The sequence below is a fragment of the Bacillus ndiopicus genome, from assembly GCF_000612805.1.
Lineage (GTDB): Bacteria > Bacillota > Bacilli > Bacillales_A > Planococcaceae > Metasolibacillus > Metasolibacillus ndiopicus.
This window is the reverse complement of the sequence record NZ_HG964403.1, coordinates 565,398-583,227: the sequence shown is the minus strand read 5'-3', so window position 1 is coordinate 583,227 and position 17,830 is coordinate 565,398. Positions and strand designations below refer to the sequence as shown.

General features: G+C 36.9%; 15 protein-coding genes and 1 other annotated feature. Of the genes, 7 read left to right on the top strand and 8 right to left on the bottom strand.

The genetic code is table 11. The features are described 5' to 3' along the window. Window positions 1-227 precede the first annotated feature (227 nt). From TY13_RS02530 to TY13_RS02515, 4 genes are all read left to right on the top strand, one after another. Window positions 228-812 (top strand): CYTH domain-containing protein, encoded by a 585-nt coding sequence (locus tag TY13_RS02530; RefSeq protein WP_042471252.1) that lies wholly within the window; start codon window positions 228-230, stop codon window positions 810-812. A 193-nt stretch (window positions 813-1,005) separates the two neighbouring features. After that, complete coding sequence (locus TY13_RS21100) at window positions 1,006-1,704, top strand: lytic transglycosylase domain-containing protein (RefSeq protein ID WP_042471250.1); 699 nt, start codon at window positions 1,006-1,008, stop codon at window positions 1,702-1,704. A 139-nt stretch (window positions 1,705-1,843) separates the two neighbouring features. Then, window positions 1,844-2,242: a globin domain-containing protein gene (locus TY13_RS02520; protein ID WP_042471248.1), complete on the top strand. Its 399-nt coding sequence runs from the start codon at window positions 1,844-1,846 to the stop codon at window positions 2,240-2,242. Further along, window positions 2,239-3,063 (top strand): DsbA family protein, encoded by an 825-nt coding sequence (locus TY13_RS02515; protein ID WP_042471246.1) that lies wholly within the window; start codon window positions 2,239-2,241, stop codon window positions 3,061-3,063. The genes TY13_RS02520 and TY13_RS02515 overlap by 4 nt, the downstream gene beginning before the upstream one ends. Before the next feature lie 48 nt (window positions 3,064-3,111). Here the strand turns inward: TY13_RS02515 and TY13_RS02510 are convergent, their stop codons facing one another. The 5 genes from TY13_RS02510 to spxA form a co-directional block, all read right to left on the bottom strand. Continuing rightward, complete coding sequence (locus TY13_RS02510; protein ID WP_042471244.1) at window positions 3,112-3,942, bottom strand: EcsC family protein; 831 nt, start codon at window positions 3,940-3,942, stop codon at window positions 3,112-3,114. A gap of 636 nt (window positions 3,943-4,578) precedes the next feature. Next, the gene (gene pepF, locus TY13_RS02505; RefSeq protein ID WP_042471242.1) at window positions 4,579-6,387 is read right to left on the bottom strand and encodes an oligoendopeptidase F; all 1,809 of its coding nucleotides are present in this window, start codon (window positions 6,385-6,387) and stop codon (window positions 4,579-4,581) included. Between the two features lie 46 nt (window positions 6,388-6,433). Next, entirely contained in the window at window positions 6,434-7,567 is a 1,134-nt protein-coding gene (locus tag TY13_RS02500; RefSeq protein ID WP_042471240.1) for a competence protein CoiA, read from the bottom strand. Window positions 7,568-8,018: 451 nt separating this feature from the next. Next, on the bottom strand, window positions 8,019-8,669 hold the full coding sequence (gene mecA, locus TY13_RS02495) for an adaptor protein MecA (protein ID WP_042471238.1): 651 nt from the start codon (window positions 8,667-8,669) through the stop codon (window positions 8,019-8,021). A 634-nt stretch (window positions 8,670-9,303) separates the two neighbouring features. Beyond that, window positions 9,304-9,702, bottom strand: coding sequence for a transcriptional regulator SpxA (gene spxA, locus TY13_RS02490; RefSeq protein ID WP_042471236.1), 399 nt, complete (start codon window positions 9,700-9,702; stop codon window positions 9,304-9,306). A gap of 430 nt (window positions 9,703-10,132) precedes the next feature. Beyond that, window positions 10,133-10,484, top strand: a binding site (T-box leader). Between the two features lie 52 nt (window positions 10,485-10,536). Here spxA and trpS point away from each other — a divergent pair. Next, window positions 10,537-11,526 carry a tryptophan--tRNA ligase gene (gene trpS / locus TY13_RS02485; RefSeq protein ID WP_042471234.1) on the top strand — a complete coding sequence of 330 codons (990 nt, stop codon included), beginning with the start codon at window positions 10,537-10,539 and terminating at the stop codon, window positions 11,524-11,526. Window positions 11,527-11,775: 249 nt separating this feature from the next. Here the strand turns inward: trpS and fabF are convergent, their stop codons facing one another. Next, window positions 11,776-13,014: a beta-ketoacyl-ACP synthase II gene (gene fabF, locus TY13_RS02480; protein ID WP_042471232.1), complete on the bottom strand. Its 1,239-nt coding sequence runs from the start codon at window positions 13,012-13,014 to the stop codon at window positions 11,776-11,778. Between the two features lie 19 nt (window positions 13,015-13,033). Next, window positions 13,034-13,972: a beta-ketoacyl-ACP synthase III gene (locus TY13_RS02475; protein WP_042471230.1), complete on the bottom strand. Its 939-nt coding sequence runs from the start codon at window positions 13,970-13,972 to the stop codon at window positions 13,034-13,036. 375 nt (window positions 13,973-14,347) lie between these two features. Between TY13_RS02475 and TY13_RS02470 the strand changes: the two genes are divergently transcribed. Next, entirely contained in the window at window positions 14,348-14,539 is a 192-nt protein-coding gene (locus TY13_RS02470; RefSeq protein ID WP_042471228.1) for a YjzD family protein, read from the top strand. 53 nt (window positions 14,540-14,592) lie between these two features. Here TY13_RS02470 and TY13_RS02465 read toward each other — a convergent pair whose 3' ends face one another. Beyond that, complete coding sequence (locus tag TY13_RS02465) at window positions 14,593-16,722, bottom strand: ATP-dependent Clp protease ATP-binding subunit (RefSeq protein WP_074432915.1); 2,130 nt, start codon at window positions 16,720-16,722, stop codon at window positions 14,593-14,595. Window positions 16,723-17,117: 395 nt separating this feature from the next. On the opposite strand from TY13_RS02465, the gene TY13_RS02460 reads away from it, so the two are divergent. Continuing rightward, window positions 17,118-17,810 (top strand): Crp/Fnr family transcriptional regulator, encoded by a 693-nt coding sequence (locus TY13_RS02460; protein ID WP_042471227.1) that lies wholly within the window; start codon window positions 17,118-17,120, stop codon window positions 17,808-17,810. The last annotated feature ends 20 nt before the right edge of the window (window positions 17,811-17,830 follow it).

Here is a 17,830-nt window from a genome sequence, read left to right as displayed (position 1 = left end):
GCAGTGTGGTTTTATCTTAATTAAACAATGTTTTTATACCGAAAGTGCAGCGGAGCCAAATGTAGAAACTTCTTGTATTTGGGGGTAAGATAGATGCTTGTTCTATATTTCATAAAGTGGACTCAGGATAAAACCATCCACGGTAAATGAGGTACTCGAAAGAATTTAGTTAATAGTAATTCAAAATAGCGAAGATGCAAAAAATAGCGAATAAAGGGTGAAATATAATGAATCATGAAATTGAAATCGAATTTAAAAATATGTTGTCGAAAACAAAATACGACGAACTACTTACAACATTCGACATTCAAGAGGAAGAAGTCATTCGGCAGGAAAATCATTATTTCGACACTGCGGATTTTCAATTAAAGGCGATTGCAAGTGGATTGCGAATTCGTGTATTACCAAATAGAATTGAATGTACTTTAAAAGAAAAGAGCAATAATCATACACATATTGAAACAACCGATGCTTTAACAGAGGAAGAAGCGAACCAAATTTTACAAGGTGGACAATTCACAGCACCAACAGTCGTTGCAAGATTAAAAGAACGTGGTATTGCAATCGAACAACTCGCTCTATTTGGTACGCTTGCAACAGAACGTGTAGAAATCCCTTATAAAGGGGGATTACTTGTATTAGATCATTCTTTTTATTTGCACCGTGAAGATTATGAGGTAGAATATGAAGCGAAAGATGAAACAATTGGGCAGAAAGTTTTCCAACAATTTTTAACAGATTATAATATTCCAATTGCACATGCAGAAAAAAAAATCGCTCGTTTTGCAGCGGCACTAGCAGCTAGAAACTAAGTTTTTTTGAAGAAGCTTGCTCAAAAAATCGTCCATTAAGGGCTTTAAATTTTTTCATACGAATAACGATTCCTATATTTACTGAATAAAGCACAAACAGGCATTCATCTCACTACCTATGGAGGTAGTACTTTCGGTATAAAACATTGGCTAAATTAAAATAACTTACTAGCTAAGGGAGAAGGAGCATATAATGGATATCCAAGCAATGAAACTATTAATGGAAATACAAGCAATCCAATCTGTTGGTAACACAGCATTAAGTGATTCCAATACAGCACTATTCAATGAAATGCTAGGTGACGTTTTACAATCACAGCAAGCGAATTCTACAACTAATTTGACAGAAACTTTAGGTAGTGAGCATACAATAATGCAAACAGGTCAATGGCCAGCACCACAATCGAAATATTTAGATGCCTTTCTATATGAAGGTGCCACTGCTAGTTCACCAATTGAGCAATACATTACAGACTATACTGGACAAGAAGCTTTTAACAACGTATTAGCAGGCGCAAATCGCTTTCAAGATTCTATTACCAAAGCTGCTTCAACATATAACTTACCTGAAAAATTAATTGCAGCAGTCATGAAACAGGAATCCAATTTTAACCCTGAAGTAGTAAGTACAGCAGGTGCTGTCGGCTTAATGCAATTAATGCCAGGTACAGCAAAATATTTAGGTATACAAAACCCTACTGACAATGAGCAAAATATAATGGGTGGCGCACAATATTTACGTCAAATGCTAAATCAATTTGGACAAAATCTTGAAACAGCATTAGCGGCCTACAATGCAGGCCCAGGCAATGTAAAAAAATATAATGGTATCCCACCTTTCAAAGAAACGCAAAATTATGTAAGGAAAGTATTAAGCTATTATAATACTTAGTATTTTTTATTTTTCCTTAAAATGTTAAAGAGCGCTTTGTTTGTGAAAAAGGATAGACGTTGTTAGAATAAATATAATGTCATAGTAAAATGCACTTAAATATAGAAAATGTAATTGCAAGTATAAAGGAGTATCACCTATGAATCGAAAGTATACGATTCCTTACGAGGAACTTGGTGCTGAAAAGCTGGCTGAGCTAATTCATGCTTTCTATGCTCGTGTAGCAAAACATCCGAAACTTATCCCTATTTTTCCAGAGGATTTAACAGACACAATTCGTAAGCAAATCCAATTTCAAACGCAGTACTTAGGTGGACCTAGCCTATATACCGAGGAACATGGTCATCCAATGATGCGAGCTAGACATATACCTTTCAAAATAACACCAGACAGGGCACAAGCTTGGCTTGAATGTATGGCAGAAGCAATGGATGAAGTAGGCTTGGACGGAAAATTCCGTGAAGTTTATTATCAGCGTCTTGTACTAACTGCTCATCACATGGTCAATTCACCAAACGAAGAGGAGGAAACGGAGTGAATAATATTCAGATGATATCACAGCCTACTGCCTCCTTACCGACGAATAAGCCAGTAGAACTGTATATTTTCATCGATCCGCTATGTCCAAACTCCTTTGCTATGCAGTCGATGCTACGTAAGCTTCAATTGGAGTATGAGCACTATTTTTCTTGGCGTTATGTATTAAGCACTAAATTAACATCATTAAACTGCTTAAGTAATCGTATTAAAGGTTGCCTATCAGGTGATGAACTAGATATTACACACCCTGCCTTACCTTCAATTGCAGTTAAAGCAGCTGAATTGCAAGGCAAGCGCGCTGGCTCGCGCTATTTATCAAAATTACAGGAACATGCTGCATTACAAACGAAAAACGTACTTTCTCATACAGCACTTACAGAAATTGCTTCTGAAGTACAACTAGATATGAATGAATTTACAGTTGATTTCGGCTCAAAAGAAGCAGCACACGCATTTCAATGTGATTTATATATTACGCGCGAAATGGAAGTTAATGAGGTACCAAGCATCGTCTTTTTCAATGAAAATGTCGAAGATGAAGGACTAAAGGTAAGTGGTTTATATAGCTACGAAGTGTATGAACATATTTTACAGGAAATGATTCAAGAGCAGCTTGTACGCCAGCCACTTCCTACATTAGACGAATTATTTATCCGCTTCCAAACATTCACAACAGCTGAAATTGCAGCGATTTATCAAATTGCTGAATCAGTTGCGGAGCGAGAATTAAAAAAGCGTATGCTTCAACAAAAAATTGAACGATTTATTAAAGATGATATTGCGCTATGGCGCCAAAAGGGAAGCTTTCAGTCATTATAAATATAACAAATCGGCTGACGAGAAATGAAGCTGTCTAAAAATAACTTTTCAGACAGTACCTTTCCCGTCAGCCCCATTTTTTATTTCTCTTAATTTTTCATAAACTCTTCTTTTTCTATACAACATATTTCCTGCTTCTGCAATATCCTGTATCATCCCTTTATTGGCATACGCACCAAAAATAATACCTACGATTGGAACCATCTGAAATAACTTTTTCCAGCCAAAATGATCCCGATACGTGTGAAAGACTTCCTGCCATCCCTGCAATTGTGCAATCATCTCCTCAGATGTATGAGATTTATCGTGCATAGAGGAAATGTCCTTTAAAATCGCTTCTTTGCCAACGATATCAGCGCTTGCAAATTGCAAACATTTTATAATAAATACGCGCTCCATTTTATCATTTGGATGATAACCATGAATGATAGCAATTTCCTGTAATGTTTTTAACGCTATCCCTAAAATAAATGGAATATCAATTGCTAATGTAAAAATACCTCCAATGCCTGTGGAAGCCCCTTGCAAAGTTGCAAATTTCACACGCTCCTTTTGCAGTTGTTCACTCATAGCAATCATGTCTTGTAACGGAATCTGCCCAATATCTTCTATATTCTTAATATCCCATTTCGATGAATAATGTCTAATTTTTGCTATCATCGCTTGTTCATTAATTAAATATTTACCACCAGACTGAATATAGCTTCCTAGCTCATCCATTAATAAAGCAATCTTCTTTTGCACAAAAGACGGAGTTACTTTATCAAGCAGCACAAAAGGTAGTCTACCTAATTTCTCCCAAAACCAAAGCCCTTGTTGCTCTTTCTCCCACTTCTCAATTTCTTGTAAATACTGCTGTAATTGCGCTTGCTCCTCCACTCATTCCCACTCCTTCTATTTAGGCTTAATTTGAGATTCTATATAACATTCGTCGCTGATTTAGATTAATATACGTAAAAGAAAGAAGAAAGTTTCATTTATGTACTATTTAGAAAGGAGCATAATTTTATTCTAAACATTAGGATGAGAATGGTTTAAAAGAAGTGCTAGCTATGTAGAAGATTTTTGTTGCTTTAATAAAGCATATTCCTACAACTAAAACAAAAGAGGCGCCCTACTCTCGACAATAGGACGCCTCTTACACAAAAGGGGATGGGAGAAATGTTCACGTTCAAACAAAGGGGTGTATGTTTGTTATGTGATGTATTTCACATGTATTACTTTATCACGGAACAATAGCCGTTGCAACGCTTTACGGCTTGTTTCACAAAATCGTCATATAGTAAGCGGTTGCAAAAAACATATCTGAAAATGTAATTTTCAGATATGTTTTTTGCGACGAGGATGGCGCAGCCACCGCAGGAGCACAAAAATTTACGTATAGAACAGGTCTAAAGTAACTATTCGCCCGATTCTTATTCGATTTCGCCCGTAAACCACCTTAATCCGCCCAATTCAAAAATAATAAAGGGATGTTGGGAAGATTTTCGCTTTTCCCAACATCCCTGTTTCAATTTAGTTTGCTAAAAGTAATTTTTCAAGCTCGTTTAGCTTCTCTTCGAACACTTTACAAGCTTCTGCAATCGGTGCTGGTGATTCCATATCGACACCTGCTGCCTTTAATACTTCGATTGGGAAATTTGAGCAGCCTGCTTTCAAGAAGTTATTGATATAACGCTCTACTGCTGGCTGACCTTCCTCTAAAATTTGCTTGCTTAATGCCGTTGCAGCACTTTGACCTGTCGCATATTGATACACGTAATAATTATAATAGAAGTGTGGAATACGTGCCCACTCTAAACCAATTTCCTCATCTACTACCATCGCATCACCAAAGTATTGCTTGTTTAAGTTGTAATAAATTTCTGTTAACTTTTCTGCTGTTAATGCTTCACCATTACGATCCATTTCGTGGATAATGTGCTCAAACTCTGCAAACATTGTTTGACGGAAAACAGTACCACGGAACCCATCTAACCAGTGATTTAATAAATAAATTTTTTGTTGCGGATCCTCTAAAGTATTTAATAAATAATCAAATAATAGTTCTTCATTACATGTCGAAGCAACCTCTGCTACGAAAATAGAATAGCTTGCATATGGGTATGGTTGGTTGGCACGTGTGTAATAGCTATGTAAGCTATGACCAAACTCATGCGCTAACGTAAATAAATTATCCATATTATTTTGCCAGTTCATTAAAACATATGGATTTGTGCCGAATGTACCTGATGAATAAGCACCACTACGCTTTCCTTTATTTTCAAGAACGTCTACCCATCGGCTATCTAAACCTTTTTGTACGATGTCTTGATACTCTTCACCAAGTGGCGCAAAGCTTTTCACCATAAGCTCCTTTGCCTTATCATATGGCATCTCCATCTTCGCTTCCTTCACAAGTGGAGTAAATAAATCATACATATGCAGCTCTTCTAAGCCAAGAACTTGCTTACGCAATGCTACATAACGATGCAATAATGGTAAATGATCGTGAATTGTTGAAATTAATTGATCATACACTTTCTCAGGAATGAAGTTATTACTCATTGCTGCATGACGAGCTGATTGATAATTACGAACTTTTGCATTTGCATTTTGTGCTTTTACATTACCAGCTAATGTTGATGCAAATGTATTACGGAATTGACCGTATATGCTGTACATAGCCTTAAATGCACCTTCACGCACTTCACGATTATCGCTCTCTAAAAATGAAATGTATGAGCCATGTGTTAACGGCACTTCTTCACCATCTTCATTTTTCACTTTTGGGAATTCGATATCTGCATTGTTTAATGCGCCGAACGTTTCGCCTGATGCGTTCGAAATTTCAGATAATTGTGCAAGTAACTCTTCCTTTTCAGCAGATAAAACATGTGGGCGACCTAAATTTAATTCTTTTAAGCTTTGCTCATATAATTTTAGCTCATCATACTCTGCAACATATGCATTAATTGTCGCTTCATCTAAAGCTAAAATCTCTGGTGTGATGAATGATAATGCCGCACTTAATTTCGCACCAAGTGATTTAACACGGCTATCCATCGCCTGATATGTGCTGTTCGCCGTATCTTGGTCGTGCTTTAAGTGGCTGTATACATATAGCTTACTGAAGCGCTGACTAACTAAATCGCTAAATTGCAGTGTCTCAAATAACCCTTGCGCTCCTGTTGCTACTTTCCCTTTATATTCTCCTGCTTGCTCTAATAAGCTTTGAATTTCTGTAAACTCTTGTCCCCAAGCTTCGTCAGTTGGGAAAATAGATGTTAAATCCCAAGTTAAATCTACAGGAATTTCTTCACGTGTTAACACTTGTTTTGCCATTATAAATGCCTCCAAAAATCATATTACGAAATACCCTTTTATTTTCTCAATTCTTTTCAGAAAATGCAATCAATTCGCTGAATAAATGCAAGAATAGCGTCGTATCTTCAATTTTATTAGTAATTGATTCAACACCAATCTTACATAAAAAAGTAATATATCGCTTAATAGCTGAGAATCCTTCAGTGGATTGTGGCAATTTAGCCCATCTCAAAAAAGCATATATTTTTTGCTCATCTAGCTGACTAAGTTTTAAATTAAAAATGTGTAAAAAGAAAAATAAATGACTTTGCCATTCTGCGCTAAATAACGAAATGGCTTCTCCTCCGCTAATTGGTATACCAATATAATTTGGTAGTTGCTCAAAATTTAACCGTTGTTCGTAAAGCCCACGTAAAAATAAATCGTTTAAGCCTTTTCTATTAAAAAGAATCTTTGTTCGGAAAAAACTAGCTCGGTGCTGCTGATATAAAAAGAACATCTCTTTAAGGTGCTGCTCTGTTAATGGTTTTGGTACAAAGAAGGGAAAACTTTGTGCATCTAGTGACAAAGGCTGTACATTAGCAATCCAAGTACGGCCTTGCACATATTGTAAATTGCTAAAATAGATGAAGCGACTATGAACCGTATCGTATGTGATTAAATAAACCTGCTCTTTATAGCGCATGAAAAATTGTTGATAAAATTGGCTTAATGATATTTTTCTTATGCCAAATGTAGGAATTTTATTCGGAGTTTTTACTAACCATAGAGGGACAATAGCATGTCTTTCATAGCCTACTGTTCGCTCAAATACTTGTTTATATGGGATAACACTACACTGAAATTCAATCGCATAATGTTTGTTATAATGTGTAACAAATAAATCAGGTCTTTGTTGTAGTGGGGATAAGTAACTTTCAAGAACTACATTTTCTACTCGCTGCTGAAAAAAAGAAAATAACTGTTGCTTCCCTAATAGATGTTGAGCAGATTCTCCCTCTGCAAAAGAAGCATCACAAGCATTTGATTTTATGTGGGCAAAATGTGGTATTTTAACTCGTCCAATTTTTAATTGCAGTGGTTGTTTACATTGTGGACAATAAAATGTGGTAGTTTGGCGCAATTGCTGTAATTTTTTTAAACATGTGTCTAGTGTAATAACAAATAGCTCTCCTTGTTCGGTGTGAGCAACTAACAAAATTTCACCTCCCTTTCTCCTTTCATTATAAAATAATTATCTGAGTTTTCAAATCAAATACTAGCATTATTTTTCCAAATCATAAATCCTTAAGTACAGTAAGATTCCGAAGAGTGGGTGTTTCACCAATTAATGAAGAGGAACACAAACAAAGTACTCCTCATCCTGTGGTAATGCTTCTGTTACCATCATCACGTGTCCTCAATCAAGCTTATACAGGCGGTTAATTTGTGCTTCACTTAATTTTTGAAGCGGAAAGCTTGTACCTGTCGCTTTCACGCAAAAAAACATCTGTCATTACATTCTCTATATGAAAATTATTGCTCCTGCGATTACTCGTCGCAGAAAAGTTATTGCTCCTGCGATTACTTGTCGCAGAATAAATTACTATCCGTTAATGCGGGGCAAAAATACAAAAAGCTGTCGGGTAGTTTTTCCCGACAGCCCTCTCCTATGCGAAATATTGAATAACCGTTTCGAAACAATCTTCTGGCATAATTGGTTGACCATATTCTTCAATGCGATGGATTGTTAATTTCGTTGGCTGTAAATGCTCTTTTAAAATAGCGATTGCATTTCGACGCTCATAGGCGTCTGCCATATCTGAAAAATCGACTGATAAATAGTATTCATTGTCCAATTTATATAATGATGATGCCGTTCCATATGTTACTAGACGTTTGGCAACCGGAATTAGTTCATCAATATCCTTAAATTTATAGCGAGCACTCAATAAGTTGGTGCCTTCTTCATTATCTTCATTTTCCATTGTTTCTAAAAGGGTTTCTTCCATTTCGCGTAACTGTGCTGCGATATCTTGATTTTCTTCAAAGCTATTTGTTAAGCTCTCGCCATCACTGCTCATATTCGCACGCGTAACAATTACTTCAAGTCCTTGCTCTGATGCGTTAACATGAATCCAAATTGGCCCTTCTAAATCAAAATAATCGTCTGTATTGACTTCAGCCATGACATCCCAAAATAGCTCTTCACCTTTGGAACGGTTATACCAAATTTCTTCTCTGCTATAGCCGCGATCCTCAATATCTCTATACGTAATGAACAGCTTTAATGTATTGTCATTGATGCGTTCGATGTCCATTCGACCTCAACTCCCTTCACAGTCATTTGCTAAACGAACATGTATAAATTATCATTCAACTTTTGAAGCTTTTTCATACATATTCTTAACCGTAGAACATGCCACAAACTTTTATCTTGATTTGGCAAAATAGATTTTCCGTTTGCCTAATTTAGCGCGTATTTGGTCACTCGCTTAATCAAATTGAAGTCTTTGGCAGATGTCATAGATTTTTTTATGGAATTTTTCAAGCCAGCTCAAAAAATTCCTTACGCAATTACGCTAAAGTGTAATTGACTTATATTATAGAAAGCGCCAATACTTTTCTATAATTCTATTGTATGATGTTCCCGTAAAAAATGAAAAGGAAAAACACCAAAAACGATAAAAATACTTAAATTTAGCATTGTAATTATTAGAATATTGAGATTACATTGTACTATGTAATAAATAGTAAGGCAAGTCCTACTAATTTAATCATCAATTACACCACTGTTAAGCTATTTTAAATCTTTTTACGCCTAGTTAATTTCATAATTATTCTGCTGGTGTGCTATACTTTGAGATGAGGCTCTTCTCTTTCACCAAAATTTTTATGCTCGTAAATTACCCAAGATAAAAAGATGCTACGTTTTAAACAACGTAGCACCCATCATTAATCAACCATTCTCTGTGCTTCTTGTAATTGGAAAGCACGTACACCTCGTGGTAAGAAACGTCGAATTTCATCTTCATTGTAACCAACCTGTAATCGCTTCTCATCTAAAATAATCGGACGACGTAAAAGCCCCGGATATTCTTGAATAAGCTCATATAAACGTTGTAATGGTAAATTTTCCACATCAACATTTAATTTTTGGAAAATCTTTGAGCGGGTTGAAATAATCTCATCTGTTCCATCTTCAGTCATACGTAAAATTTCTTTAATTTCACTAATTGTTAATGGCTCTGAAAAAATATTACGCTCTGAATAAGGGATATCATGTTCTTCAAGCCATGCTTTTGCTTTACGGCAAGATGTACAGCTTGGTGATGTAAATAAAGTAACTTTCATTGTAACACATCCTTCCTTTTTGGAATCGACTATATTATAGAATTCTTAATTTAGAATTAATTTAATTTAAGTACTATGGTCATTATACACTATTTCATTTACTTTGAATATAGGATGTCAATAAAAAACCCCTTAATTTAAAAAAATAATGAAATATAACTAATCTCAACTGTTACTAGCGTATTAAATAATATTTATAACAGTATACTTATACCCAAACTGTGTTACAACAAAACATGCGTTTGACTCTTTTTTCTCAATTAGTTATAAATAATCGAGAAAAGGTTCTTTCTAATTACAATTACGCTTATCGCTCGAAAAAGTTCCCTGTTACTACAACAAGATTAACCTTTTTAATTTTACTTTATACAAAAGTATTGCATTTTTTTGCACACATATATTATAATGGCAGTCATAATCAAAATATAAGAAAAAAGCAATGAAGAAGAAAAGTACGTTTGAGCTTTGATGTTTAGAGAGTCTGTGGTGGGTGTGAACAGATCGTCATACAAGCGGAATGGGCTTCTGAGTTAGCTTTGTGAACAATACAGTAGCAAAGCTCGGCATACTTCACGTTACGAAGGTTAAGTGGCTCAGGTTTATCTTAATTCAGTGCGTGTTTGTACACGTACTGAATTAAGATAAACGCCCTGGCGGATGTCACAGATTTTTGAAGAAGTTTCCCTCGCAAGCTCAAAAAAATCTGGGCAAGAGTTAGCCGAGGCATAATTGATGAGCAAGCTGGGTGGTACCGCGGATTCCAAACATCATTCGTCCCTACTATTTTAAGTAGGACGCGTGGTGTTTTTTTATTTATATCGAGGAGGAATTCAAATGACAACAATTTTTTCAGGCGTTCAGCCTACAGGTACTATTACACTTGGTAACTATATCGGTGCAATAAGACAATTCCCTGCTTTACAAAATCAAGGGCAAGCTATTTACTGTATCGTGGATCAACACGCCATTACTATACCACAGGAGCGATTAGAGTTACGCAAAAATATTCGAAGCCTTGCTGCTATGTATATTGCTGTTGGTATTGATCCAGAAAAATCTATTTTATTTATTCAATCAGAGGTTCCTGCACATGCCCAAGCAGCATGGATGCTTCAATGTGTTGCTTCAATCGGCGAATTAGAGCGCATGACACAATTTAAAGATAAATCAAGCGGAAAGGAATCAGTGTCTGCTGCATTATTAACGTATCCTCCATTAATGGCAGGTGATATTTTACTTTATAACACAACTATCGTTCCGGTTGGTGAAGATCAAAAGCAGCATATTGAATTAACACGCGACTTAGCGGAGCGCTTCAACAAACGTTATAACGAAATTTTCACTATACCTGATATTCAATTACCAAAGGAAGGCGCACGCATTAAATCGTTGCAAGAGCCAACGAAAAAAATGAGTAAGTCAGACCCTAATACAAAAGCAACAATTCGTGTTCTTGATACACCAAAAGAAATTGAAAAGAAAATTAAATCCGCTGTGACAGACTCTGAAGGTATTGTGAAATACGATGTAGAAAATAAACCAGGTGTGTCCAACTTATTAACAATTGAATCTGCTTTAACTGGCGTTTCAATTGCTGATTTAGAAAAAAAATACGACGGCAAAGGCTATGGCGATTTTAAAGCAGGTGTAGCAGCTGCAGTTATCGAGCATTTAACACCTATTCAAGAGCGCTATTATGCATTAATCGACTCACCTGAATTAGATGATATTTTAGATGCAGGCGCAGAAAAAGCGAATGCAATCGCTTCTAAAACGCTTAAGAAAATGGAGAACGCCATGGGCTTAGGTCGAAAACGACGATAAATAGCACACACAGTGAGGCAATCGCTATATATAGCTCGTATGTGCCAAGTAAAAAGCTCCATACTGCCGACCAAGAATAACCTAGCGTACGATAATTTAAATATAAAATGCAATTGCTAATAGATACAACGCTTATCCCATAACAAAACAAAAATAAAGCAAAACGTACGATAACATCATCCTTTCCATACAGAAATATTCAACTAAAATGTAAAAAATGCGTCGAGGCGAAATCTCGACGCATTTTTCTTAATTAAATTTTTTGAATAATAAACACGCATTATGACCACCAAAGCCGAGTGAGTTACTTAATGCATATTCTACAGAAGCTTTTCTTGCTTCGTTTGGTATATAGTCTAAATCACACTCTGGATCTGGTGTGTGCAAATTAATTGTTGGTGGTAAAATCCCCTCATGCAATGCTAAAACAGTAAAGATCGCTTCAACACCACCAGCAGCACCTAATAAATGACCTGTCATCGATTTCGTTGAGCTCATTGCCAGTTTATATGCATGTTCACCAAATACAGTTTTTACCGCTTGTGTTTCAAATAAGTCATTATATGGCGTACTTGTACCGTGTGCATTAATGTAGCCCACTGCATTTGGTTCAACACCTGCATCATTTAATGCCTGCTGCATCGCACGAGCTGCACCTTCACCCTCTGGTGCTGGCGCTGTAATATGATGAGCATCACCTGTCGAACCATAGCCGACTACTTCACCATATATTTTCGCACCACGTGCTAAAGCATGCTCAAGCTCTTCTAAAATAACAATACCTGCACCCTCACCAATAACGAAGCCATCACGATCTTTGTCAAATGGGCGACTTGCTGTTGCTGGGTCAGCGTTTGTTGTAAGTGCTGTATTTGCAGTAAAACCTGCAATCGCTAAATTAACAATTGGTGCCTCTGCTCCACCTGTAATCATTACATCTGCATCTCCGCGTTCAATTACTTTGAATGCATCACCAATTGAATTTGTACCAGAAGCACACGCTGTTACTGAGCATGAGTTTGGTCCCTTTGCTCCTAGATAAATCGATACTTGACCTGAAGCCATATCAGGAATAAGCATCGGAATAAAGAACGGACTTACGCGACGAGCTCCACGCTCTTGGAAAGTTAAAAATTGCTGCTCATATGTTTCCATACCACCGATACCTGAGCCAATCCATACACCTACACGTGGTGCCATTTCCTCAGTAATCGTTAAATTAGCATCCTTTTTAGCCATCATAGATGCTGCAACCGCATATTGTGTAAAGCGGTCCATTTTACGAGCCTCTTTACGCTCAACAAATTGTTCAATATCAAAATCAGTTATTTCAGCCGCTACTTTTGCTGTAAATTTCTCTGCATCTACGCGTGTTAATGGACCAACACCCGATTTACCAGCTTTAATAGCATCCCATGTTGCTTCAGCAGTCGTTCCAAGAGGTGTCACTGCTCCAATTCCTGTTACTACAACTCTACGTTTTGTCATGTCTATTCCCCCTCTAGTATTATTTTCCCCAACGTAGTGTGACAGCGCCCCATGTTAGACCGCCACCAAATCCAACTAATACGATTAAATCATCATCTTTAATTTTACCTTCAGCTAAATCATCTGCTAAAGATAAGCCTATTGAAGCTGCTGAAGTATTGCCATATTTATGAATCGTTTTCGACATTTTTTCTTCTGGTAAACCTAAACGTTCGCGAGCAGCTTCCATGATGCGAATATTCGCTTGATGCGGAATTAAATAATCCACATCCTCTTTATTATAACCTGCTTTCTCAACAACTTTCATTGCTGACTCACCCATTTGACGTACTGCAAATTTAAATACTTCTCGGCCATTCATTGCAATCGCATTGCGCTCATCCATGCACAAATATTTGCCTCCAGTGCCGTCTGCACCAAGCTCGAACGACAAAATACCGCGCCCCTCAGATACTTTTGAGACAATAGCTGCGCTTGCTCCATCGCCAAATAATACCGCTGTATTGCGATCCTGCCAATCGATAATTTTAGAAAGCTTTTCAACACCAACTACAAGTACATAGTCATAGCTGCTGCTTTCGACAAATTGCTTCGCTGTAATTAAACCATACATAAAGCCAGAACAAGCTGCTGATACATCCATAGCTGCTGCATTTTTTGCCCCAAGTGCCTCCTGTATTTGACATGCTACAGTTGGAAATGCCTGATCTGGTGTAACAGTTGCTACTAAAATTAAACCAATTTGCTCAGCAGTAATGCCTGCGTTTTCTATCGCCGCTAAAGCAGCTTTATATGCCATATCCGACGTGTCCTCATCATCGCCCGCAATTCTACGTGCCTCGATGCCTGTACGTGTACGAATCCACTCATCACTTGTATCTAAAATTTTTTCTAAGTCCTCATTTGTTACTACTTTTTCTGGTACGTATTTTCCGACACCGATAATCCCTGCGTTCATACAGCGTCCCCTTTCTTGGTTAACACTAATTATTAATACTTGGTACTAATTATAGCTAACAATTTTTCGAATCGCAAGAAATTCTTTTTCAAATAACCTTCACAATTGTTTATAAAACAGTAATTTTATTTTTACATAACGTGTGGTATTATATTAAAGATGTGATTATTTAATCTATTTCGCCTCGGCTAATTTAAACTTAGTTTTTTAACTAATTGAGAAGAAGTTAATTTATAACTGTTGCGTTTTGTGACAACGATTAACCGACCCCTCCTTTCAATATGCCAGAGGCTTTATCTTGATTCAACGGGAGCTTGATAACCCGCTGAAGCTGGATTAAAATGATATACAAAAGTCTAAATAGAGGTGAAACAAATGCAATACATTATGACATTTATTTGGTCATTCCTACTTGTATCAATGTTAACTTATGTAGTAAGCTCAATTTTAGGTGTAGTCCCTAACTTTGGTTTAGCAGCCATACTTTCTGTAGCAGTAAGTATTTTAGTATTTATCGTTTCTGCAATTATTCCAAACGATCCAATAGCAGACGCTGATAGCCATTAAAAACGAAAAGTTGTAGGAAAAGCGGCACTACTGCCTGCTTCTCCTGCAACTTTTTATCTTGTATTATTTTTCTCAATATGAATTGCACCATTGACAAGTGTTACTTTTAACGTATCTCCTGGCAATACATCCCCTTGCAACAATGCTTTTGCCACAGCTGTTTCAATATGGCGTTGCACAAAGCGCTTTAATGGACGCGCACCGAACTTGGCATCGACACCTTGTTCAACTACCCAGCGAACAACCGCATCATCAACATCCACTGTAATTTCCTGCTCTGCAATGCGATGCTGTAGCTCTTGTATATATTTCCAAGCAATTGCGTAGAAATGCTCATCCGTTAATGCATGGAACGTAATAATATCATCAACACGATTTAGCAACTCTGGTTTGAAATGCTGACGTAACGCTGTCATAACAAGCGCATCCGCCTCTGCACTATTTTCTAATAAATAGTTAGAGCCGATATTAGATGTCATAATAATAACCGTATTGCTGAAATTAACATTGCGCCCTTGACTATCAGTAATGCGCCCATCATCAAGTACCTGTAATAAAATATTTGCAACATCAGGATGTGCCTTTTCAATTTCATCAAGCAGCACAACCGCATATGGATTACGGCGAACAGCCTCTGTCAACTGCCCACCTTCTTCATAGCCAACATAGCCTGGAGGTGCACCGACAAGTCGAGAAACGCTATGCTTCTCCATATATTCGCTCATATCAATACGGATAAAGTGGTCCTCTGAGTCAAATAATTGCGCAGCTAAAGCTTTGGCCAGTTCTGTTTTTCCGACACCTGTAGGTCCTAAAAATAAAAATGAACCAATTGGCTTTGTTGGATCTTTAATACCTGCTCGCGCGCGCCATACTGCCTCAGTTACAAGTGTCACTGCGTTATCCTGCCCTACAACACGTTCATGTAGAACATCTTTTAAACGCAGTAGCTTTTCACGCTCCCCTTCTACAAGCTTCGTTACAGGTATACCTGTCCAACGTGCAACAATTGCTGCAATTTCTTCAGCAGTTACTTCCTCACGTAGCAAACGCATCTCATCAGCATTTAATGTTATTTCAAGTCCAGCTAGCTCTTTTTCTAATGTTGGTATTTTACCATGGCGAAGCTCAGCTGCTTTATTTAAATCGTACTTACTTTCAGCATCTTCTAAATCACGGCGATATTTGTCAAGCTGCTCACGTTTCTTTTGAATTAATTGCAAGCCCGCTTTTTCCGTTTCCCATTGCTTCAACATCTCATTAGATGATTCCTTTAATGTTGCTAGCTCACTGCGCAATGCTTCAAGACGCTTTTTACTCGCCTCATCCTTTTCCTTTTGCAATGCCTGTTCTTCAATTTCAAGTTGCATTAAACGACGCTTAATTGTATCAAGCTCCTGCGGCATTGAATCGATTTCTGTACGAATCATCGCACATGCTTCATCGATTAAATCAATTGCTTTATCTGGTAAAAAGCGCTCCGTAATATAACGATTTGATAATTCTGCTGCCGCAATAATGGCACGGTCATGGATGCGTACACCATGATGTAGTTCAAAACGTTCCTTCAAGCCACGTAAAATTGACACTGTATCCGCAGTTGAAGGTTCACGTACCAACACTTGCTGGAAGCGACGCTCTAAAGCAGGGTCCTTCTCAATATACATACGGTATTCATCTAAAGTTGTCGCTCCAATACAATGTAGCTCACCACGTGCCAGCATTGGTTTCAGCATATTACCAGCATCCATTGCCCCATCTGTCTTTCCTGCTCCAACAATCGTATGAATTTCATCGATAAATAAAATAATGCGCCCTTCCGAGTCTTTTACTTGCTTTAGCACAGCCTTTAAGCGCTCTTCAAACTGCCCACGATAGCTCGCCCCTGCAATTAATGCACTCATATCAAGTTCATAAACTTGCGCATCCTTCAATCCCTCTGGCACATCCTTGCGCACAATGCGCTGCGCTAATCCTTCTACAATTGCAGTTTTACCAACACCAGGCTCGCCAATTAATACCGGATTGTTTTTCGTTTTGCGGGTTAAAATTCGAATAACATTGCGAATTTCTTCATCCCGCCCAATAACTGGATCCATTTTCCCTTTTTTCACTTCTTCAACTAAATTGCGTCCAAATTGCTCTAAAGGAGGACGGTTATCTTCAGTTTGTTTAAATTGCATAAAATATCCCTCCCAAAAGTTTGACCTTTATTGACTAATTGAATTATAAATCTTCAAAATAAAGTTTGCAAAAAAATACTCTATGAAATTAATCTGAGTAATTTAATGGTTCATTATCAGAACTTAAGATTGATTAAATAAAAAGGATGTTATTTAGCTTTTTATTTAAAATCTGAGCAAATAAGCACACTATCTCTTTGAGCAAAACTGTATTTATTTTGCCAATCATAGTTTTTATACTAAGCTGACTAAATAACGAATCGCTTTACACCGGAAGTAATATTTTAATGATAAAGCTATATTTTCCTCATACATATTATGTTATTATAGCTTTAATCAATTTTTGAAAATACCAATCATAATTTTCACATTACGTAAGAAAGGAATGTATATACATGTCTTTTCAAACAATACCTACAGAGATTTATCTGCTCTTTGAAGAGCACGGCTCATTAGTAAAAATAGATAAAGGAAATCAGCTTTTCCAAGAAGGTGAAAAAGCCGAAAGTATTTTTCTTATTAAAAATGGGAAAATTCAGCTCAGCAAAGAAACTGAACAAGGTAAAGAATTAACATTGCGAATTTGTGGTAGCAATGTATTAATTGGTGAAAGCTCACCATTTTGCCAATTAAATTACCATATGGCAAGTGCCAGAGCATTAGAGGCGACCACATTACTAGCACTTTCACATCATACATTTGAATTATTATTAACAGAACATCCTAAATTAATGTTGGAATATTTGCAATGGGTGCAAATCGAAACGATGAAACACCAAAGTCGTTTACGTGATTTAATGCTGCATGGAAAAAAAGGTGCTCTCTTCTCAACATTAATTCGCTTAACCAATACGTATGGTGAAACACAGGAAGATGACTCCATCTTTATTAATTTCGCTCTAACTAATTCAGAGCTAGCAAATCTATGTGCTACAAGTCGTGAATTGATTAACCGCATGCTCAATGATTTGAAAAAACACAATATCATTTCCTTTAATAAAGGTCATATTACAGTACACAATTTACAGTTTTTAAAGGATGAAATTAATTGCGAAAATTGTCCTTTAATGATTTGCCGGATTGACTAAAAAAAGGGTTATAGGGAAAG